The 19,313-nt window shown below is 63.4% G+C and carries 20 protein-coding genes; 7 read left to right on the top strand and 13 right to left on the bottom strand.

Going from position 1 to position 19,313, the window contains the following annotated elements; all coding sequences use genetic code 11:
* Positions 1 to 6: 6 nt before the first annotated feature.
* Genes NKH04_RS13490 through NKH04_RS13480 form a run of 3 tightly spaced genes read right to left on the bottom strand, consistent with a single transcriptional unit; the run spans position 7 to position 3,679 of the window.
* On the bottom strand, positions 7 to 1,533 hold the full coding sequence (locus tag NKH04_RS13490; protein ID WP_353044436.1) for a sugar ABC transporter ATP-binding protein: 1,527 nt from the start codon (positions 1,531 to 1,533) through the stop codon (positions 7 to 9).
* 56 nt (positions 1,534 to 1,589) lie between these two features.
* The gene (locus tag NKH04_RS13485; protein ID WP_353044435.1) at positions 1,590 to 2,648 is read right to left on the bottom strand and encodes a sugar ABC transporter substrate-binding protein; all 1,059 of its coding nucleotides are present in this window, start codon (positions 2,646 to 2,648) and stop codon (positions 1,590 to 1,592) included.
* A gap of 41 nt (positions 2,649 to 2,689) precedes the next feature.
* Positions 2,690 to 3,679 carry a TIM barrel protein gene (locus NKH04_RS13480; protein WP_353044434.1) on the bottom strand — a complete coding sequence of 330 codons (990 nt, stop codon included), beginning with the start codon at positions 3,677 to 3,679 and terminating at the stop codon, positions 2,690 to 2,692.
* A 249-nt stretch (positions 3,680 to 3,928) separates the two neighbouring features.
* On the opposite strand from NKH04_RS13480, the gene NKH04_RS13475 reads away from it, so the two are divergent.
* Complete coding sequence (locus NKH04_RS13475; protein WP_352614300.1) at positions 3,929 to 5,407, top strand: esterase-like activity of phytase family protein; 1,479 nt, start codon at positions 3,929 to 3,931, stop codon at positions 5,405 to 5,407.
* A 146-nt stretch (positions 5,408 to 5,553) separates the two neighbouring features.
* Here the strand turns inward: NKH04_RS13475 and NKH04_RS13470 are convergent, their stop codons facing one another.
* The gene (locus tag NKH04_RS13470; protein WP_352501044.1) at positions 5,554 to 6,339 is read right to left on the bottom strand and encodes a L,D-transpeptidase; all 786 of its coding nucleotides are present in this window, start codon (positions 6,337 to 6,339) and stop codon (positions 5,554 to 5,556) included.
* 191 nt (positions 6,340 to 6,530) lie between these two features.
* On the opposite strand from NKH04_RS13470, the gene NKH04_RS13465 reads away from it, so the two are divergent.
* Complete coding sequence (locus NKH04_RS13465; protein ID WP_353044433.1) at positions 6,531 to 8,003, top strand: MATE family efflux transporter; 1,473 nt, start codon at positions 6,531 to 6,533, stop codon at positions 8,001 to 8,003.
* Between the two features lie 9 nt (positions 8,004 to 8,012).
* Here NKH04_RS13465 and NKH04_RS13460 read toward each other — a convergent pair whose 3' ends face one another.
* Positions 8,013 to 9,200 (bottom strand): MFS transporter, encoded by a 1,188-nt coding sequence (locus NKH04_RS13460; RefSeq protein WP_353044432.1) that lies wholly within the window; start codon positions 9,198 to 9,200, stop codon positions 8,013 to 8,015.
* Positions 9,201 to 9,377: 177 nt separating this feature from the next.
* On the opposite strand from NKH04_RS13460, the gene NKH04_RS13455 reads away from it, so the two are divergent.
* On the top strand, positions 9,378 to 9,953 hold the full coding sequence (locus NKH04_RS13455; protein ID WP_023676740.1) for a TMEM175 family protein: 576 nt from the start codon (positions 9,378 to 9,380) through the stop codon (positions 9,951 to 9,953).
* A 7-nt stretch (positions 9,954 to 9,960) separates the two neighbouring features.
* Here the strand turns inward: NKH04_RS13455 and NKH04_RS13450 are convergent, their stop codons facing one another.
* Complete coding sequence (locus tag NKH04_RS13450; RefSeq protein ID WP_023676741.1) at positions 9,961 to 10,242, bottom strand: hypothetical protein; 282 nt, start codon at positions 10,240 to 10,242, stop codon at positions 9,961 to 9,963.
* A gap of 130 nt (positions 10,243 to 10,372) precedes the next feature.
* Between NKH04_RS13450 and NKH04_RS13445 the strand changes: the two genes are divergently transcribed.
* Complete coding sequence (locus tag NKH04_RS13445; protein WP_353044431.1) at positions 10,373 to 11,245, top strand: SDR family NAD(P)-dependent oxidoreductase; 873 nt, start codon at positions 10,373 to 10,375, stop codon at positions 11,243 to 11,245.
* A 62-nt stretch (positions 11,246 to 11,307) separates the two neighbouring features.
* Here the strand turns inward: NKH04_RS13445 and NKH04_RS13440 are convergent, their stop codons facing one another.
* From NKH04_RS13440 to NKH04_RS13430, 3 genes are all read right to left on the bottom strand, one after another.
* On the bottom strand, positions 11,308 to 11,739 hold the full coding sequence (locus tag NKH04_RS13440; RefSeq protein WP_031211766.1) for a low affinity iron permease family protein: 432 nt from the start codon (positions 11,737 to 11,739) through the stop codon (positions 11,308 to 11,310).
* Between the two features lie 170 nt (positions 11,740 to 11,909).
* Positions 11,910 to 12,551: a DapH/DapD/GlmU-related protein gene (locus tag NKH04_RS13435; protein WP_353044430.1), complete on the bottom strand. Its 642-nt coding sequence runs from the start codon at positions 12,549 to 12,551 to the stop codon at positions 11,910 to 11,912.
* A gap of 96 nt (positions 12,552 to 12,647) precedes the next feature.
* On the bottom strand, positions 12,648 to 13,136 hold the full coding sequence (locus NKH04_RS13430; RefSeq protein ID WP_023676745.1) for a CreA family protein: 489 nt from the start codon (positions 13,134 to 13,136) through the stop codon (positions 12,648 to 12,650).
* 205 nt (positions 13,137 to 13,341) lie between these two features.
* Here NKH04_RS13430 and NKH04_RS13425 point away from each other — a divergent pair, with 205 nt between their 5' ends.
* Positions 13,342 to 13,920, top strand: a complete 579-nt coding sequence (locus NKH04_RS13425; RefSeq protein ID WP_353044429.1) for an SCO family protein — start codon at positions 13,342 to 13,344, stop codon at positions 13,918 to 13,920.
* Positions 13,921 to 13,931: 11 nt separating this feature from the next.
* A complete protein-coding gene (locus NKH04_RS13420) occupies positions 13,932 to 14,804 on the top strand; it encodes a 50S ribosomal protein L11 methyltransferase (protein WP_353044428.1) in 873 nt (290 codons plus the stop codon).
* A 38-nt stretch (positions 14,805 to 14,842) separates the two neighbouring features.
* Here NKH04_RS13420 and NKH04_RS13415 read toward each other — a convergent pair whose 3' ends face one another.
* Positions 14,843 to 15,022, bottom strand: a complete 180-nt coding sequence (locus NKH04_RS13415) for a hypothetical protein (protein ID WP_352450114.1) — start codon at positions 15,020 to 15,022, stop codon at positions 14,843 to 14,845.
* Positions 15,023 to 15,222: 200 nt separating this feature from the next.
* Between NKH04_RS13415 and NKH04_RS13410 the strand changes: the two genes are divergently transcribed.
* A complete protein-coding gene (locus NKH04_RS13410) occupies positions 15,223 to 17,067 on the top strand; it encodes an aminopeptidase P family protein (RefSeq protein WP_353044427.1) in 1,845 nt (614 codons plus the stop codon).
* On the opposite strand, the gene NKH04_RS13405 is transcribed toward NKH04_RS13410, so the two are convergent.
* From NKH04_RS13405 to NKH04_RS13395, 3 genes are all read right to left on the bottom strand, one after another.
* Positions 17,057 to 17,947, bottom strand: coding sequence for a LysR family transcriptional regulator (locus NKH04_RS13405; protein ID WP_352705175.1), 891 nt, complete (start codon positions 17,945 to 17,947; stop codon positions 17,057 to 17,059). The genes NKH04_RS13410 and NKH04_RS13405 overlap by 11 nt on opposite strands.
* A 316-nt stretch (positions 17,948 to 18,263) precedes the next feature.
* On the bottom strand, positions 18,264 to 18,560 hold the full coding sequence (locus tag NKH04_RS13400) for an AzlD family protein (RefSeq protein WP_352501052.1): 297 nt from the start codon (positions 18,558 to 18,560) through the stop codon (positions 18,264 to 18,266).
* Complete coding sequence (locus NKH04_RS13395; protein ID WP_352501053.1) at positions 18,557 to 19,285, bottom strand: AzlC family ABC transporter permease; 729 nt, start codon at positions 19,283 to 19,285, stop codon at positions 18,557 to 18,559. The genes NKH04_RS13400 and NKH04_RS13395 overlap by 4 nt, the downstream gene beginning before the upstream one ends.
* Positions 19,286 to 19,313 lie beyond the last annotated feature (28 nt).

Genomic DNA, 19,313 nt, shown 5'->3' with positions numbered 1-19,313 from the left:
TGTCCGTTATGCACCGGCCCGATGGCCTTGCGCCTTGCCGGCCTCAATCTCCGTTTGGGGTATGGCGTACGCGGCGATCGCCTGTTCGCTGAGACTTGCGCGGCCCAGTTCGGCGGCGACCGTGCCGTCGCGCATGACCAGCACGCGGTCGGCGAGCCGGATCACCTCGGGGAGTTCGGACGACACGACGATTACCGAATGGCCTTCGGCGGCGAGTTCCTCGATCAGGTGGTAGATCTCCGCCTTGGCGCCGACATCGATGCCGCGCGTCGGCTCGTCGAACAGAAGGATCCGCGTTCCCGCCGCCAGCCAGCGGCCGATGATCGCTTTCTGCTGGTTGCCGCCGCTGAACAGCCGAATTGGCCGGTCGAGCAGGAACGGCCTGAGATTGACCCGCTTCATCTTCTCGGCCGCGACCCGTTTCAGCCTTTTGTGATCGATGACGCCGCGCGGCGCGAACACGCCCATCGAGGCCAGCGCCATGTTGCTGGAGATCGACCGCAACGGCACGATGCCTTCGCGCTTGCGCTCCTCCGGCACCAGGCCGATTCCGGCCGCGATCGCGTCGCGCGGACTGGAAAGCTTTACCGCCTTGCCGTCGATCTCTATTGCGCCTGATGAGGTCCGGTCGGCGCCGGCCAGCAGCCGCAGCAGCTCGGTGCGGCCGGACCCGACCAGGCCGGCAATGCCCAACACCTCGCCGCGATGCAGGTCGAACGAAACGTCACGGACCTTGGTTGCCGAGGCGAGGCCACGCACGCTCAGCCTGATCTCGGGGGAAGCATGCGAGCGGTGTTGTTCCTGGGCAAGCTCGCGGCCGACCATCATCGAAACGACGGCCCTTTCCGACACCTTTGCAAGATCGACGGTTTCGACCACAACGCCGTCGCGCATGATGGTTGCGCGCTGGCAGATGCCGAACACCTCGTCCAGCTTGTGCGAGACATAGACGACCGCGACACCGTCGCGTGCCAGACCGGCAATAACTTCCGCCAGCCGTTCGAACTCGCTCGGCGTGAGGCTCGACGTCGGCTCGTCCATCGCCACGATCCTGGCGCGGTCGAGCAGCGCCCGCGCGATCTCGACGATCTGCCGCTGCGCCACCTTCAGGCTGCCAAGCGGGGCTGCCGGATCGATGGTCGGGTCGATGGCGGCCAACGCTTCCGCAGCGCGGCTCTCCTGCTCGCGCCGTGCGACGAAGACGCCGCCGCGCCTCAACGGATGGCCGAGGAACATGTTCTGGGCGACGCTGAGGCGTGGCACCTGCTGTAATTCCTGATGGATCATGGCCACGCCGGCGGCGCGCGCCGCGACCGGGTTGTTCAGCGTCACCGGTTTGCCGTCGATCAGCACGCTTCCCGCCGTCGGCCGGTAGACGCCTGACAATATGCGCAGCAGCGTCGATTTGCCGGCGCCGTTTTCACCGAGCAGGCCATGGATCTCGCCGGCGCCGACCGAAAACGACACTTCGCTCAGCGCCCGCACAGCCGGAAACTCTTTGGAAATGCCCTCGAATTGCAGCCGCGCTGACATTGCTTCGGTTCTCCAGGCAAGGTGCCGACCCAAGGCCGGCACCTGCCGGCCCTGCTCTACTGGCCCGCTGCCGCGTCCTCGAGCAGCGCCTTGCGCACGGCATCGCCGCCGCCGGAGTAACGGTCGGCATTGTCCTTGGTGATCAGCGCCTGCGGCGTGGCAACGACGCGCGGCAGCTTCTGCCCGGCCACCAGCCGCAGCGCCGATTCCAGCGCCACCTCGCCGGTCAGCACCGGGAACGAATCGACGGTGCCGGTCAGCTCGCCGGCGCGGATCGAGGCATAGGCGTCGGAGATGCCGTCGGTGCCGAAGACCGCAACCTTGTCCTGCAGCCCGGCAGCCTTGACCGCCTCGACGATGCCCAGCGCCATGCCGTCATTGTTGGCATAGAAGCCGATCAGGTCGGGGTGCTGCTGCAGGATGTTGGTGGCCGCGTCGTAGGAGGTCTGGCGATCCCAGTTACCGGGGACGCTGGCGACGACGTCGAACTTGCCGGCCTCGGTGATCGTGGTCTTGAAACCGTCGGTACGCTGGACGGCGGCGTAGACGCCGGCCTGGCCCTCGACGATGGCGACCTTGCCGCCGTCCGGCCGGTTCTTGATGAACCATTTGGCGACGCGCACGCCATTGTCGCGCTGGACATTACCGACATAATGCTCGGCCTGCGGGATGACCGCGTCGTTGACGTTGACCACCGGCACGTTGGCCGCCTTGGCCTGTTCCATAATCGGCTGCAGGTTGGAGTCGGTCTGCGGCGAGACGAGCAGCACGTTGTAGCCCTGTGTGACCAGGCCTTCGGCGATGGTGAGCTGGCCGAGCTGGTCGCCCTCGCTCTGCGCTGCCTGGTAGACGACGGGCACGCCGGTGCGGTCGCCGAACGACTTGTAGCCCTCTCCCAGCGAGCGCCAGTATTCATTGGTCAGCGTCTTGGAGACCGCACCGGCCTTGGTACCCTCGGGCAGCTTGGGGAACGCCCCGAACCTGGCCTCGAGCTGCGACCAGTCGATGCGATCCTTCTCGGTGTCGGAATTGAGCGGCGCGAGGTCCGCGGAAAAAGCCGAGCCGGTGGACAGTGCCATCAGGGCAGCGGCAGCGGTGGCAAGTAGAAATTTCATGGTCTTCCTCCCTTGTTGAAAAACGGTCTATGCCGCCGGCCTCAGCTGTCCGGCCCGAGCATGGCTTCCTGGATGATGGCCTGCGAGGCGATCGCGTCCTGACGGTCGACGGCGGCTGACAGGCGGTTGTCCCCGTCCAGCCGATCGACGACGCGCAGCATGCGCTTGACGGTCGCGATGTTGACTTCGCATTCGTGGACCGGGTCGAGCCCGGTCATATCGGGAAACGTGTCGAAGTAGATGGCGCCGGCGTAGCCGTCTCGACGGATCTGCCTGAGCAGCTCGATCGTTTGCAGCGTGTGCACGGCGCCGACCATCAGGCCGTCGTCGCGCTTGGCGTAGCCGTCGTTGAGATGCACGCCGAGCAGCTTGCTATGGCGCGCCACGAGTGCTGCGGCAAAGGCCGGCTGCTCGTCGGCATAGAGCACATGGGCGAAATCGAGCGTCACGCCGAGATTGGGCAGGCCGATCTCGCGGATCGCCAGCAATGTAGTCGCCGCATCTGGCATCAGGCTGTAGGAGCGCGGCTCGTTGGGTTTGTATTCAAGGCTGATTTGGCAGCCCGGATCATGCGCCGCAACTTCACGAATGCCATCGATTTCGTGTTGCCAGAGCGCTGCGTAGTCCACCTGGAAGGCATAGTCGAAGCCATCCTGCCCGAGCCACAAGGTCATCAGGCTGGCGCCCGCCTCGCGGGTGGCGTCGATGCCGGCCTTGGTCAGGTCGATGGCTTCGCGGCGAATGGCAGGATCCGGGTTGGTGAAGGCGCCGAGCTTGAAAGCCGGATTGGAATAGTAGCGCATGGCGAAACCATTGATGGAAAGCCCGATATCGCCGAGTTTGCGCGCTATTGCCGCAGGCTTTTCATCGACATGGTCGGGAAAGTTGAGGTCGAGATCGGTCAACTCCGCAACCTTCGCCGCACGTGCCGCCATTTGCAGCATGGACGGTTTGCCGACAAGATCGGGCCACTCGGACTGTGGCCGCGAGGCAAAGGAATTGAGGCGGGTGGCGAAACGATAGGCAGTCATCGGGGACCTTCCATTGTCATAACTTTACATTAGAAAGATTATTTGTAAAGTTGTTAATTGCTCGCTCGGCGACGACGAATTCGCCATACCCAGGCCAGTTGCGACCACGGGGGGACAAGCAAGCGCGGCACTGTCACGCAAGTATCATGTTCGAGTCCTAGATCGCTTCTCCGAAGGCTTTCGCGGCATCCTCGATGCCACGCGGCGCTTTTTCAGATCCCGGCAGCTTTGTCTCAAAAGAGGATATCCATGAAAAACCTGCTCCGAACCGCGTCCCTCGCCGTCGCGCTGGCGATGTTCACCGCCTTGACCCCGGCCTTGGCAGAAAACGCCGCGACCGTCGGCGGCGTCGGCTTCGTCAACAAGGGCCTGGTCGGTGTCGGCCGCATCCCGGCCAGCCAGAAGGACAAGTTCGGCGAGACGTTTGGCTCCGGCTCGGGCATGTCGATCGACGCTGCCGGCTGGACACATGGCGCCGATGGCTATAAGGGCTCGTTATGGCTGTTGCCGGACCGCGGCTACAATGTCGTCGGTACCACCGATTACCGCCCGCGCCTCAACACGATCGCCCTCGAGTTCGCCCCGATCGCGCCGGGTGCAGTGCCGGCCACCGGCCAGGAACAATCGGGCCTCAAGGCGACGCTTGCCGACACCATGCTTTTGACCGACGACAAGGGCGCCGACGCAACCGGCCTCGATCCGCTCAACGGCGTGCGTGCCGCGACCGACGACATGCCGATCCTGCCCGAAGCCAACGGCAAGCTCGCGCTCGATAACGAAGCGATCGCACGGCTGCCCGACGGCACGATGTTCATCTCGGACGAATACGGTCCGAACATCTACCGCTTCTCCGCCGATGGGCGTCTGATGTCGGCAACGCAGCCGCCGGCGGCGCTTGTCCCGATGCGTCACGGGACGCCAAACTTTGCTTCCAACAATCCGGGACTTGGCGCGGCAGACCCGGATCCGAAGGATCCCGAAACCGGCCGTCAGAACAACCAGGGCCTCGAAGGCATGGCGCTGACGCCGGACGGGAAGTTCCTGATTGCCGTGCTGCAGTCGGCCCCAAGGCAGGATGGCGGCGATTCCGCCTCGACGCGTCAGAACACGCGCGCGCTGGTCTACGATGCCTCGGATCCCGGCCAGCTCAAGCTCGCGCATGAATATGTCGTGCCGCTGCCGGTGTTCACCGATGCCAAGGGCAAAACCAAGATCGCCGCGCAGAGCGAAATCGTGGCGCTGTCGGACAAGACCTTCCTGATGCTGGCGCGCGACAGCGGCAATGGCCAGGGGCTGAAGGGCGACACCTCGCTCCACCGCGAGATCAGCGTCGTCGATCTGTCTGCGGCAACCGATGTCGCCGGCACAGAATTCGACAAGGACAAGCCGCTGGCGCCCAAGGGTGAGCTCGATCCATCGGTGACGCCGGCCAAGCTGACGCCGCTCATTGACATCAACGACAAGACCGAGCTCGGCCGCTTCGGGCTGCACAATGGCGCGCCCAACGACCGCAACAACCTTTCGGAGAAGTGGGAGGCGATGTCGGTGGTGAGCGTCCTCGATCCGACACTGCCCGACGACTATTTCCTGTTCGTCGCCAATGACAATGACTTCCTCACGCAGGACGGCTTCCAGGTAGGCGCGGCCTACAAGGCCGAGGATGGCGCCGATGTCGACACCATGTTCCTGGTCTATCAGGTCACGCTCCCAGGCCTCGCCAAGAAGTAGCGGCACCCATACAGGCGGACGCGCGGAACGCGTCCGCCTGAGCTGGCGCGATTGAGCGGTCGTGCCCTTCAGTTGCGGCTCGCCCGCGCAAGGACGGTGTCCTGGTGCGTTGCAAAACCTGCGACTGACGATCCAGTCGAAGGCACTTACCTCAACATCTCCGCGTCCTTTGGCACGCCGGCATCGATCGGCTCGGCCGTCCTGTTCGACACGGCGGCGATCTTCCCGGCGGCCGACAGGTTCGGGCGCACGAAGACCGGCGCGACGCCGTCGACGCGGCTGTAGAGGTCGATAATGTCCTGATTCATGAAGCGCACACAGCCGGAGGAAGCGTTCTTCCCAATGGAATCCCACTCCGGCGTGCCGTGCAGCCTATACATCGTGTCCTTGCCGTCACGGAAGAGATACAGCGCGCGGGCACCAAGCGGGCTCTGCGGGCCGGGCGGCATGCCGTCCTTGTATTTCGCCAGTTCCGGCCGGCGTTGGATCATTTCCGGCGGCGGCGTCCAGACCGGCCACTTCTTCCTCGCCTGTACCACGGCGCTGCCGGTCCATCCGAAACCGGCCTTGCCGAGGCTGACGCCATAGCGAATTGCCTTGCCGCCGTCGCGCACCAGATAGAGGAAGTGCTCGGAAGTATCGACGACGATCGTGCCGGGTTTTTCTCCAGTCGGGTCGGCCACGATTTGACGCACGAATTTCGGATCGACCTTGGCTACCGGGATTGCCGGCAGTTGATAGCCCTCGTCCATGCGCGCGGCATACATGCTTGCGGCATCGCCGAAAGCCGGATCGCTTGGTGCCGCGGGCACCGGCGCCGCCACGTCCGTCGTAGTGCACGACGAAAGAGCCACGGAGGCCGCGCCCAGAGCGGATGCACCAAGAAAGGCGCGCCGGTTCAGGCGCTCAAAAAACAACGGAATATCGGACATGAGCCCCCCGGCCTACCCATGAGATCCAGGAAAATGCGGCCCCACGCGTGCGGGATCAATATACGATTCCGGAAGGTTGAGAAATGCTTAGATCAAGGCACGCCAGGCGGAATTTACAGCGCCGCATCGACCTCTCCCGTTAAATCGGCAATCATTGCGGACTCAGACAAGCCTTCGCCGAGTTGCCTGCCATGGACGACAACATGCCCCCGCGCCGGCAGACCGGCGACCTCACCAGTGGGCCTATCCCGCGCACCCTGTTGCTGTTTGCCCTGCCGGTGCTCGGCTCCAATGTGCTGCAGTCGCTCAACGGCTCGATAAATGCCGTGTGGGTCGGCCGTTTCCTCGGTGAAGCGGCGCTGACCGCCACGTCCAATGCCAACCTCGTGCTGTTTCTCATCCTCGGCACCGTCTTCGGCATCGGCATGGCGGCGACCATCCTGGTCGCACAATCCGTCGGCGCTCGTGACCTGCCCGAAGCCCGGCGCATCGTCGGAACCAGCGCCACCTTCTTCTTCCTCGTCTCGGTGGTGTTCGCGGTCTGCGGCTGGATCTGGGTCGATGCGATCCTCGATGCGCTCGGCACGCCGGCCGACGCGTTGCCGCTGGCGCGCTCCTATCTGCGCATCATCTTCCTCGCCGTGCCGATGATGAACCTGCTGTCCTTCGTCATGACGGTGCTGCGCGGCGCCGGCGATTCGCGCACGCCTTTCCTTTTTATGGCGCTGGCCGTCATGCTCGACGTCGCTTTGAACCCGTTGCTCATCCTCGGCATCGGCCCGTTCCCCGAACTCGGCATCGCCGGCTCGGCCACCTCGACGCTGATCGGCCAGACGGTAAGCGTGGTTGCCATCCTGATCGTGCTTTATGCGCGCAAGCACCCGCTGCGGCTGGCCGGCGCTAATCTCGCTCTGCTGCGGCCGGACCCGGCGCTGCTGCGCATCGTCGTCTTCAAGGGCGTGCCGATGGGCCTGCAGATGATCGTCGTTTCGGCCGCGGCGCTGACGGTGATGGGCATGGTCAACTCGTACGGCTCGCAGGTCGCGGCTGCCTACGGCATAGCCGCACAGCTCTGGACCTATATCCAGATGCCGGCGCTCGCCATCGGCGCCGCGGTGTCGTCCATGGCGGCGCAAAATGTCGGCGCCAGGCGCTGGGACCGGATTGGACGCATCGCCACCTCCGGCGTCGGCTTCAACCTTGTGCTCACCGGGATGCTCGTCGCGCTGCTGTTCGTATTCGATCGCGCGGTGCTCAGCCTCTTCCTTGGCAGCGACAGTGCAGCAATCGACATCGCCACTCACATTAACAAGATCGCGTCGTGGTCCTTCATCCTGTTCGGCATCACCATCGTGCTCTTCGCCACCGTGCGTGCCACCGGCGCGGTGATGCCGCCGCTGATCATCCTGGTGATCTCGGTGCTGCTGGTGCGCACCAGCTTCGCCTATTTCTTCCGAAGCGTGATCGGCGAGGAAGCTCTGTGGTGGAGCTTTCCGGCTGGCTCTGTAACCTCGCTCGTGCTGGCCGCGGCCTATTATCGCTTCGGCCGCTGGCGCAGCCTGCACATGATCGAGAGCCGGCCGGCTGCCGGCGAACCGCCGGATACCGGCCTCGGCGTACCGCGCCAGCGCGCGCACCTTTCGCCCGAGACACCGAACGGCTGAAAGGTCGGCTCAGCGCGCGTATTTCGCGCCAAACCCGAGAGCGACCAGGGAAAAGACGACAATCATGCCGGCAAAGGCCAGGCTTGCCGCGGTCGCACCTGCCACCGTCGACAGAACGCCGATGCCGATGACCGGCAGCGCGTTGCCGCAAAAACAGCAGATGAAGAAGGCCGAGACGACTTCGGCGCGCCGGTCCGCCGGCGCGATCTCGTTCACCACTTGCAAGCCGCCGCGATAGCCGAGCGCTGCCGCCACGCCGCACAAGGCGGTGCCGGCAATCATTATGGTCATCGAGGCGAAGACCTGCGCCGCAACAATCAGCGCGACGGTTGGGATCATCAGCGCAAGCGCCGCGAACATCGCGGCTCGGCTCGAAAGACGTGCCGTCGCTACAATGGTGGCGGCCGTCACGATCGCCAATTCAAAGAACAGAGCGCCGGCTTCGGCATGGTTGGTTACCTGCAGTTGCTGCGCCAAAATGCTCGGTGCGAGTGCTGCATAAAAGCCGACCAGCGCCATTGCGCCAAAGCCGGTCACCGCCGGCGCAACGAAATTTGCGCGGATGGCATCGGGCACGGAAAGGCGCGGCCGCATCGAAACGTCAGCCAGTTTCCCCGGCCGCGAAACGGTTTCCCGCGTGCGCCAGACCAGCAGGGTTACAGTCGCGAGCATCGCCAGGTAGACGACGAATGTCAGCCTGAGCGGCCAAGGCGCGTATTCGGCGAGCAACCCGGCTCCCAGCGCACCGAGGCCGAGGCCGAGAAAATTGGTGCTGGTGGCAATCGTCGCCGCCTGTGACTTGTCGTCGGTCGGGAGCAATTCGGCGAGCCAGGCGGTGCCGGTGCCCGCGCCGACGCCGATTCCCAGTCCGCTCAGAATTCGGGCGATGTCGAGCCATGCGACATTTTCAGCGAACAGGAAAACCACCGCGCTGACCACGGCCACCGCCATCCCGGCCAATGCCATTGGACGGCGCCCGATGACATCGGACACACGCCCCAACATCAGCAGCGCCGCCAGATTGCCGATGACATAGACGGCGTAGACCAGCGTCAAAGTGATCTGTGAGAAGCCGAAGACCTGCTTGTAGATGATGTAAAGCGGCGTCAGCGCCGTGCTGCCGGCGAAAAGAGCCGCGATCATAGCGGCCACGGTGGCCGCTGCAGCGCGGCCGCCGAGTTCGTAATCGCGCGTCATGACTTGAGCGTGAGCGGTCATTTTTTCGACCTTTTGCTGTTCGGGATCTGACATCCTAACGCCTTTTTCGCGTCAGCCGTTCCCCCTCCCCGGCTTGCTCCTGACAAGTTTGGCAGCTTTGCCGATGGCGCTGAGCGAGATCCTCTTTTAACTTCAGCGGATTGTCAGGGGAGATTCATGGGCAAGGGACGAGTCGAGGCATTCACCGATGGCGTGGTCGCCATCATCATCACCATCATGGTGCTGGAATTGAAGGTGCCGCATGGCGAGGATTTTTCCGCGCTGGCACCACTCTGGCCGATCTTCCTCAGCTATGTGCTGTCCTTCATCAATGTCGGCATCTACTGGAACAATTTGCACAACATGTTCCATACCGTGCAGCGGGTCGACGGCCGCGTGCTGTGGGCGAACCTCAACCTGCTGTTCTGGCTATCGCTGATGCCGGCGACGACAGCCTTCATGGGTGAGAACCATTTCGCGCCGGTGCCGGTTGCCGTCTATGGCGTCGACCTGGCGCTCTGCGCCATCGGCTTCAACATCCTCACCATGGCCCTGCATCGACTGCACGGCAACGAGACCCTTTTCGCCAGGGCGTTGGGCAATGACCTCAAGGGAAAGATCTCGCTGGTCCTCTATCTTTCCGCCATCGCGCTGACCTTCGTCAATCACTGGATCGGTGTCTCGATCTATGTCCTGGTGGCGATGATCTGGTTCGTGCCGGACAGGCGCTTCGAGCGGCTGATTGAGAAATAGGCCCCGTCTAGCCTCGCATTGCTTTCAGCTTTTCCGCTACCGACGCGGCAAGGTCGGCGTAGCGCTCCTCCAGCCGCTCGGCCGCCTTGATCACTGAAAAATCATGGCCGAATTTTTCCAGCGCCATACGCAGCTTTTCGACGAATTCGGCCTGTTTTTCGAGCGCCGAAAACAGCGTCATAACTTGCGCTTCGCTGATGTCGGGATTGGCGAGCATCTGCGGTACCTCGCGGCTCATCTGGTCGCCGGTGGCGGTCTGTTCTTTCAGGATCTCGATCCAGTCGGTCAATCGTCAGGTCTCCTTTTTCGATATCAGCATGCGCAGCGCCCGCCGATGCGGTCAACCCGAAGATGCCGGGACCGGCTTGCGCGAGCCTTTTTCCGCGCTAAGTTCGCCGCGGCCAGAACAGGAGAAAATCATGACCACCGACGCCGAGATCCAGACCGCCCTGCCTGCACTTGCCTCCGGCAATGTCGCCGTCATTACCGGCGCGGCCAGCGGCATCGGCCTTGCCGCCGCCAAACGGCTGGCGGCGATGGGCATGAAGATCGTGCTGGCCGATATCGGCGGCGAACGCCTTGATGAGGCTGCCCGCGCCGTCGCTGCTATCGGCGGGCAGAGCGCCGTACTTGCCGTCGCCACCGATGTCTCGAGGGCCGAAGACCTCGACCGGCTGGCCGAACGGACATCCGGCACTTTCGGCGACGTCTCGCTGCTGATGAACAATGCCGGCGTCGGCAACAACCCCGGCAAGCCCTGGGAGAACCGTGACGCCTGGAAGCGACTGCTGGACATCAATTTCTGGGGCGTCGTCCATGGCGTCGAGGCCTTCGCGCCGCGCATGCTGGCGGCGGGAAAGCCCGGCCTGATCGTCAACACCGGCTCCAAGCAAGGCATTACCACGCCGCCTGGCAACCTCGCCTACAACGTCTCCAAGGCTGGCGTGAAGACCTATACCGAGGGCCTTGCACACGCGCTGCGCAACGAGCCCGGCGCCAATGTCGCGGCGCATTTGCTCATTCCCGGGTTCACTTTTACCGGCCTGACCGAAGGTGCGACCGAAAAGCCGGCCAGCGCCTGGACCGGCGAGCAGGTCATCGACTTCATGCTGGCCTCGCTGCTGCGTGGCGATTTCTACATCCTGTGTCCCGATAACGAGGCGACCCGGCCCATGGACGAAAAGCGCATGGCCTGGGCAATTGGCGATATCATTGAGAACCGTCCTGCTCTGTCGCGCTGGCATCCGGACTACAAGGATGCTTTCGCGGCATTCATGACACGCAGCGCATGATCCCGAACCGAAGATCACCAGAGCAAAGAATCGGATCCGCAGGTATGCGCCGGACCTTTATATCACGCCGCTGCGTGCTTCTTCGTGTTCCGCTTCTTCGCCATGGCTTTCTCGGCTGCCAACTCGGCAAGCTTCTGATCATGCCGCTTCGCTGCCTGTTCGCATTTCTTGCGGATCTCTTCGACCTCGGTCTCAGTCAGGTGTTCGATACCGATGAAGGTGTTCTGGGCTGTGCTGACCCGGATCAATTCGTCGAGCTTCGCCTGGATCGCGGCGCCATCGCGGTTCTGGGTGTTCTGGATGAGAAACACCATCAGGAAGGTGACGACCGTCGTGCCGGTGTTGATGACGAGCTGCCAGGTGTCCGAAAAGCCGAACATCGGCCCGCTTGCCGCCCAGACGACGATGATCAGGAAACAGACGGCAAACGTCGGCGGCAGGCCGGCAAAATGGGCGACGTTGTTGGCGATCCTGGTGAAAAGCTTCTCAATCATTCAAACTCCCTCAACAGCCGGGCGACGAACCCGGACGGAAGCCGAGTTCATTGTGTCTGCAGAAACAGTTGGCAGCCGCTCCTGGTTCCCTCGTGGCGGAAGATCGCGGGTACATTGTTGGAGGAGCAGATCGCGCAGGCCGTCGGACCGCTTGCAGATACGCCCCGAAGTCAGGGCGCGCCGTTTTCCCAGCGGTCGAGGAAAGCCTCGATGGGCAAGGCCTGCATGTCGGGGACTGCCCTGGCCAGTTTCTCGACCGGCCAGTCCCACCAGGCAAGACGTTCGATCCGGGCCGCAGTTCCCGCGCTGAAGCGCTGCCGCAATGGCGTGGCCGGAACGCCGGCGACGATTGCATAGGCCGGCACGTCGCGCGTCACCACCGAGTTGGCACCGACGATCGCGCCACTGCCGATCGCCACGCCCGGCATGATCACGGCGCCATGGCCGATCCAGACATCGTGGCCGATGCTGACGGCTCTCGCCCGCCGCCGGTCGCGGAATGCCTGATCGACACCCAGCCAGCGGAAGTACTCGTTGGGCCGATAGCTGATTTTGTGCTGCGTCAGCCGCTCGACCGGATGCTCCAGCGCATTGATGCGGCTGTTGGCGGCGATCGAGCAGAATTTGCCGATCGTCGTATAGATCGCCTCGGCGTGGCGCTCGAAGTAGGAAAAGTCGCCGACCATCACCTCGCGCAGGATGACGCGCTCGCCGATCGACGCATAACGTCCAAGCTTGCACGCCTTCAGCTCCGCCGTCGGATGGATGCGCGGCTCGGGATCTTTTAGGACAAGGTGTTCAGGACGGTCCATGCGGGCGCTTTACGCCCGCGCGCATAGTCTCGCAAGCCGAGTGCAGCGCCGCGCATCAGTTTGGACGCGCCAAGGACACTGTAGCACCTTAAGTCTCTATTTCGGCTTGCCGCTGGTCCACACCACGTTCTGGCCGTAGAGCGGCACGGTGGTGACCGACATTTTTGCCGAGCCATCCTGCACCTGGCGTGAATGCGACAGGTAGATCAGCGTCTCGTTGGCCTTGTCGTAGATGCGGTTCACCACCTGCTTTTTCCAGATCAGGCTGATGCCTTGCTTGAACACCTCCTCGCCGGCCTCGCTCATGTCGATGTCGCCAATGGTGATCGGCCCGGTCTGGCGGCAGGAGATCGAGGAATCGGACGGGTCCTCGAACCAGTTGCCTTTCTGCAGGCGGTCGATCACGCCACGGTCGAAATAGGAGACGTGGCAGGTCACGCCCTCGACCTTCGGATCCTTGATCGCCTCGACGATGATATCGTTGCCGAGCCAATCGACGCCGACCTTGCCGACTTCCTCGGCGGCGGCCGCGCCGGCGCCAATGACAAGGCATGCGGCTAACGCGCCGCCAATCAGTTTTCGCAAAGAGGCCTCCTGCGGTTCAAATTTTGCCGACCTCAGGTGGGACGAACGGCAGCGCTTTGCAAGCAGATCGCCTCCCACAGGATTGCCGGTTGCGGCAACGCGACATCTTTGCGTCGGCGCGACCGAACCGCTAAGAGTGTTCGCCAAGCCAGGGCCTTCACGGCGCCAACCCGGCGCCCGATGGAATAACGACGGACTTTCACTGATGATGCGTTCAATTCTGGTCGGTATTCTCGTCCTGATGGCCGCCGGAATCGGCTGGCTCACCTTCGACTGGTACCGCGGACATTATGGCGGCGAGCCGTTCGGAGCACCGTTCACGCTGGTCGACCAGAAGGGCGCGCCGGTCACCGAAGCCGCGTTTCGCGGCCACCCCAGCGTCGTCTTCTTCGGCTTCACGCATTGTCCGGAAGTCTGCCCGACCACGCTTTTCGAGTTGGCCGCCTGGCTGAAGACGATGGGCGACGACGGCAAGAACCTGCGTGCCTATTTCGTTACGGTCGACCCGGAGCGCGATACGCCGGAAATCATGAACACCTATGTCAGCAATTTCTCCGATCGCATCCTCGGCATATCAGGCGATCCGGATAAGGTCCACGCCATGGCCAAGTCCTTCGGCATCTACTGGAAGAAAGTCGACACGAACGACGGCGACTACACGATGGACCACACCGCTTCGGTGCTGCTGCTCAATGCCAAGGGCGATTTCGCCGGCACTATTGCCTATGGCGAAAGCCCGGACGCCGCCATCGCCAAGCTCAAACGGCTGGCGGCGGAAGGTTGACACATCCGGTAATGACGCAGACGCGTTTGTATTTCACCGCGGGCAAGATCGAGGCTGATCGCATCTTCGCGGCGCTCGGTGCGGCGTTCGACGATGAGGGCCTGCCGATTGCGGTGCTCGAGGTCGACGAGGACCGCGACATCCACGAAGTATCGCTCTATGCCGGCGACGACGTCCATGCGGTCGAGGCGCGGCTCAGGGATGTACTTGCCGGACTGTCGCTGTCGAAGCCTATAGCGCGCGAAACGCTGCCCGACATCGACTGGGTGGCGCGCTCGCTGGAGGGATTGAAGCCGGTGCGGGCCGGGCGCTTCTTCGTCCATGGCGCGCATGACCGCAGGAAGCGACACAGCGGCGAACTCGCGATCGAGATCGAGGCCGGCCTTGCCTTCGGTACCGGCCATCACGGCACCACCGCCGGCTGCCTCGAAATGCTGGAGCAGGTCATACGGCGCGAGCATCCGCGCAACGCGCTCGACCTTGGCACCGGCAGCGCGGTGCTCGCCATCGCGGTGGCCAAGCTCGCGCATATACCGGTGCTGGCGACCGACATCGACCCGGTCGCCGTCAAGGTGGCCGCCGCCAATGCGCGACTGAACCACGTCAAGGGGCTCGTCGAAACAGTGACGGCTCCCGGATTCCACCACCCGATCTTTGCCGCGCGTGCGCCCTTCGACCTGATCGTCGCCAACATATTGGCGCGGCCGCTGATGCGTCTGGCGCCGCAAATGGCCGGACATATGGCGCTCGGTGGCTCGATCGTTTTGTCGGGCATCCTCGAGCGCCAGCGCGATGCGGTAATCGCGGCCTATGTCGGCCAGAAATTCCGGCACGTCCGCACCTTGCACCGCGAGGGCTGGGTGACGATTCACCTCAAGCGCTGAGGCGCAGCGCCTTCAACGCAGTCGGAATCCGCTCGGACTTAGCGCGAGTTCGCCGCTTTCTTCAGCTGTTCGCGATCGTAGCCGTGAGCTTTCAGCGTTTCGTCGTCAAAGCCAAGCAGAACGCCGCTCACATACCGGCTCGCTTCGCGCTGGCGAGCTTCGATCAGCGCTTTCACAGCGTTTTTGAAAAATCCGCGTCTAGGTGAAATCGTGGACATGACGGTCTCCTTTGCAGGGCAACCGGACTTTTCCTCCACATTAAGAAGGTAAGCTCCGCTGACGCTTTTTGAAATCGTCGATTCTGCATGGCGTCCATGCGCAAAGAGACACGCAGCAACCGGGAATGATCGGTCCGAAAATCGATTCCGATTTTCGAAGTCATGCGCTACGGTCGCGCCAGCATTCGAGGAGAGCCGACATGTTCCAGACCTTCGATTCCGCCGGCGATCCGGCTGTTGGCAAGCCGCGCGTAGCAATGCTGCGCCAATGGTTGGCGGCGAACGGGCTGGATGGCTTCATCGTGCCCCGTGCCGACGAGCACCAGGGCGAATATGTCGCCGACCGCTCGGCACGGCTGAAATGGCTGACCGGCTTCAGCGGCTCGGCCGGCGTCGCCATTGTGCTTGGCGAGCGCGCCGTCATGTTTGTCGACGGGCGCTACACGCTGCAGGTGCGCCAGGAGGTCGATCTCGACATCTTTTCGATCGAGAGCCTTGTCGACAGCCCGCCGGCCCACTGGATCAAGGACAATCTCGGCAAGGGCGTGCGGTTGGGCTTCGATCCGTGGCTGCATACGATCAGCGACGTCAAGGCGCTGAAGGCCTCGGCCGAGAAATCCGGCGCGATACTGGTGCCGCTCGAAGAGAATCCGATCGACGCGATCTGGCAGGACCAGCCCGGGCCGCCACTGGCACCGGTCGAGATCCACCCGATCGGCTTTGCCGGCGAACTGGCCAAGGACAAGCTGGTGCGGCTGGCAGCGGCCATCGAGAAGGACGGCGCCACCCATGCCGTGCTGACCGACCCCTCCTCCATCGCCTGGGCGTTCGACATCCGTGGCGGCGACGTACCGCACACACCGCTGGCGCTCGGCTTTGCCGTGCTCGCCGCCGACGGCTCGCATCTGCTTTTCATGGACCAGCGCAAGTTTTCGCGCACCGTCGCGGCCTACCTGACGCAGCTCGCCGAATTGCACGAACCAGGTGAATTCGAATCGGCAGTCGTCACCCGGGCCAAGGGCGGCGCAAAAATCGCGCTGGACCCGGTTCTCGCGGCGGACAAGCTCAGAATGCTGGTCGAGGATAATGGCGGCACCGTCATTGCCACGGCCGATCCGGCCCGCATTCCACGCGCAACAAAGAACAAAGCTGAGATCGCCGGCGCACGCGCCGCACATCGCCGCGACGGCGCCGCGGTCGCCAAGCTGCTGTGCTGGCTCGACCGCCAGAAGCCCGGCACGCTCGACGAAATCGCCGTTGTCACCAGGCTTGAGGAGACGCGCCGTCAGACCGGCGAAGAAACGCAGATGCCGCTGCGCGACGTATCGTTCGATACCATCTCCGGCGCTGGTCCTAACGGCGCCATCATGCACTACCGCGTCTCCCGCGCCACCAATCGCAAGCTGGGGGATGGCGAGCTGTTCCTGCTCGATTCCGGCGGGCAGTACCAGGACGGCACCACCGACATTACCCGCACCGTGCCGATCGGCACGCCAACGGAAGAGATGCGCGAACGCTTCACGCTGGTGCTGAAAGGCATGATCGGCATCTCCATGCTGCGCTTCCCCCAGGGCACGCGCGGCTCCGAAATCGATGCAGTGGCGCGCCTGGCGCTATGGAGACACGGCTGCGATTTCGCCCATGGCACCGGGCACGGTGTCGGCTCCTATCTTGCCGTGCATGAGGGCCCGCAGCGTATCGCCAAGACCGGTACCGAAAAGCTGCTGGCCGGCATGATCGTCTCCGACGAGCCCGGCTATTACAAGGAAGGTTCCTACGGCATCCGCATCGAGAACTTGATTCTGGTGACACCGGCCGAGGCAATCGAGGGCGGCGACATCGCCATGCACGGCTTCGAGACACTGACGCTGGCGCCGATCGACAAGCGGCTGGTCCGATCGGACCTTTTAACCCGCGACGAGTTGCATTGGCTTGACGAATACCATGCGCGCGTACTGGCCGAGATCGGACCGATGCTCGACGGCGAAACGCTGGCCTGGCTGGAAAAGGCAACCGCGCCGCTGCCGCACGACTTCAAGCAATAGCCGCGGCGGCAACGCCGGTTGACAGGCTTTGCTCCGCAAGCAGTCCCTGCAAAGCGGTGACGTTGGGAGAACCGGCTCCCTTGCGCCAGAACAACACCGTGACGGCGTTGTCTTCGTCAGAGGGCAGTTCGTGCAGCTTTAGCCAGCGGCTTTCCGGGAAACCCGAAAGCACGCTTTTCGGCATCAGCGCTATGCCCATGCCAGCCACCACGCAACCAAGGATGGCATGGTATGAACCAAGCTCGATGGTTTTCTCGGCCATGAACCCTCTGCGCGCATACCATTGTTCCAGCCGCTTGCGGTGCGGACAACCGTGCTCGAAGGCTATCATGGTTTTGGGCATGTCCAGGTGGTCTTCGACCGAAACGCGCGATGCCGCCGAGACAATGACCAGCTGCTCGTGGAATGCGGGCAGCTTTTCGAACGGAACGTCAGCGATCGGCTCGGCGGCGAACGCTGCATCGAGCTCACCGGCAAGCATGGCGGTCGCGAGAACCTGCGGATTGCCGGTGCGCAACTGGATTTCCACTTCGGGATGCCGTGCATGGTATTCGGCGAGCAGACTTGGAAGCCGTGCCGCGGCGGTGCTCTCCATAGCACCTAGGCGAAGAGTGCCGCGCGGGCGTGGATCGAGCATCGCCGTTCGCGCCTCCTCCGCAAGCGCCAGCAGCCGATCCGCATAGCCGACCAATCTGTGACCGGCCGGCGATACGTGCAGGCGCTTGCCCTCCCGGATAAACAGCTGCACGCCGAGATCCTCCTCGAGCTGCCGGATGCGTGTGGTCACGTTCGACTGCACGCGAAACAGTTTTTCCGCCGCCCTGGTGATTCCGCCCTCGCGCACCACCGTGCGGAAGATGCGCAGATCGGCCAAATCCATACATCTCTCCTGGAGAACATAACGATCTTAATTATTCATTTTAACTGATTATGCCTTTCCCGTAAATCGCCGGTGTAGCTGCCGATCAACACGGCAAACCAGGGGAGATGGAAATGTCGCGTAAGCCCTTCGGCATCCAGCCGACCGATCTAAGCGCATTGACGCCGAAGCAGCGCGAAGCGCTCTATACCGACGCCGTGCGTCGCGCCCACCAGGAGAGATCGGAGGCGGTCCGGCTGAGCCTGTCGCGGGTCGGCGCGGCAATAGTCGCTGCGGTAAAGCGCATGTGTGCTCTCGCCGCCAAGGCAAAAGTCGATCAGCCGACGAGCTGCCGGGCGAGGATCAGCACGGCAGCACCCGCCAGGAACATCGCCATCAGGCCGCCACGCAGCGAGACCAGGCCGGCGACGATCAAGGCTGCCCATTCCGCCGGCCCGGCACTCACGGCCGCCGGCGCCACCAGCGTCGTCAGCACCGCCGCCGGAACGGCGCTGAGCCCGGCTTCGACGCGCGGATGGATATGATCGAAGCGGGAGATCACCAGATGACCGCCGATGCGGGTCAGATAGGTCGCGATCGAAGCGGCGATGATGATCCACAAGGTCGTGCTCATGGCCGTGCCCCCACGCCGCTGTGGCGGGGCGGCAGGATGACGGCGAGCAGCACGCCCGCCAGCGCACCTATGGAGACATGCCAGGGCGAGCCGACCGTTTTGTATGCAATAATGGAGGCGGCAGCGCTGGCGACGACCACCGGCAGCCACAGCGGCCGCTTGCGGAAGCTCATGACCAGGCCGAGAAAATAGATCGGCAGCAGGAAATCGATGCCCAACGCATGGGTGTCGGGAATAAGCTTGCCGAACATCGCGCCGAGCGCGCTTTCGATGACCCAGAACACATAGACCGGCAGCCCAAGGCCCATATACCAGGTGAACCCGACGGTCTCGCCGGCCTCCGCCTTGCGCTCGGCCACCGCGAACTGCGGATCGGTCAATACAAAATAGCCTATCGCCTGCTGCACCAGCGGCCAATGCGCAATGCGCCGGCCGATGCCAGCCGAATAGAGCACGTGGCGAAAATTCACGGCGAAGATCGACAGCACGATCAGCCACGGCGCGACATGCTGGCCGAACAGCTCGATGCCGACCATCTGGCTGGCGCCGCCGAACACCGTTGCGCTCATCAGGAACGCTTCGAGCACGGAAAACCCGTTGTCGACTGCGAGCGCCCCGAACAGCAACGCGAACGGCGCCGACGCCACCACGACGGGCATGCTGAGCCGCACGCCGTCCCAGAAATCGCTTTTCGCTCCGTTTTCGGAGATTGCTTCCGCCGACATCGATCGCTCCTTGGGAACGGCCGTATGT

Source organism: Mesorhizobium sp. M1365, assembly GCF_040317865.1.
In the GTDB taxonomy this organism is placed as follows: Bacteria; Pseudomonadota; Alphaproteobacteria; order Rhizobiales; family Rhizobiaceae; genus Mesorhizobium.
This window is presented reverse-complemented; position numbering and strand designations above follow the sequence as displayed.